Annotated in this window: 1 protein-coding gene; it reads right to left on the bottom strand. The window is 49.9% G+C overall.

Features of this window, described 5'->3' with window-relative positions:
- Positions 1-8: 8 nt before the first annotated feature.
- Positions 9-1,171, bottom strand: a protein-coding gene (locus HRH59_RS19140; protein WP_173502857.1) for an IS3 family transposase whose coding sequence is annotated in 2 segments (ribosomal slippage) — positions 9-916 and positions 916-1,171 — 1,164 coding nt in all. Because the reading frame shifts where the segments join, the coding sequence is not laid out codon by codon here.
- Positions 1,172-1,209: the final 38 nt, after the last annotated feature.

Below are 1,209 nucleotides of genomic sequence, written 5' to 3' on the forward strand. Positions count from 1 at the left end.
TGTAGTGGTCAACTAATTCCGGACAGTAAATTAGATAGATCTTCAGCTTTTGCCGGTGGCACACCATCGTTGAATTGATGTGGCCTGCTCCAGTTGTAATAATCCATCAGGTAAAAACTAATATCCCGCTGTGCTTCTGTTTTGCTCATATAGCCGGTTACCGGTACCCACTCAGACTTTAAGCTTCTAAACAGTCTTTCCATTGGGGCATTATCCCAACAATTACCACGGCGACTCATGCTTTGTGCCATGCGATAACGCCACAGCCGTTGACGGAATAAGCGACTGGCGTACTGACTGCCCTGGTCAGAATGGAACATCACACCTTGCGGCCTGCCACGCTGCTCATATGCCATATCCAGTGCTTTAACAGCCAACTCTGCATCCGGTTTGGCCGATAGCGCCCAACCAATAACACGACGACGGTACAAGTCCAAAACCACAGCTAAATAGTGCCAACGACCTTCTGCCCAGATGTACGTGATATCACCACACCACACGCTATCAGGTGCGCTGACATCAAATTCCCTGTCGAGATGATTAGGGATATCCGGTCGTTCAACCAGCGCTGTTTTATAGCGATGCGGACCAGGTTGCTTACTCGCTATCCCGGCTTCTCTCATCAGGCTCATGACTTTAAAGCGACCAATCTCATAACCCAGCTCACGCATCATGCCGAGCAGGCTTCTGCTGCCGGCAGAGTTCCGGCTCGCTTTAAACAAGGCTTTGATTTTACTGCGCTGCTCTAACCGCTCAACATTGATTTGCTTGCTAAGCTGCTTATGCTCGTAATAGCTACTCGTGGGCACATCAAACATGTCACAGACCATGTCTACCGCTTCATGTTCTCTTAACTGGTCTATCAGCGTGTACGTTCGAGCTCGTCTGACATTAAGAGTGCGGTAGCCTTTTTTAATATGGCTTTCTCCCGCTCCAACCTGTTTACTCTGGCCTCCAACTCCTGAATTCGCTGCTGCTCCGGCGTCAGGGCTTTAGACTTGGGGGTGACCCCGCCGCGTTCTTGCTCCAGCTGCTCTACCCAGCGACGAAGTGCAGTCTCACCAACACCAAGTGACTTAACGGCTTGTGCAATGCTGTAGCCCTGGTCAAGCACCAGACCGGCTGCATCACGCTTAAATTCTGTTGAAAATGTACGACGTTGTTTTGCCATTGAACACCTCTCCTAACGTGGTAATCTTACCACCTAAA

Source organism: Rheinheimera lutimaris (genome assembly GCF_013283795.1).
GTDB lineage: Bacteria > Pseudomonadota > Gammaproteobacteria > Enterobacterales > Alteromonadaceae > Alishewanella > Alishewanella lutimaris.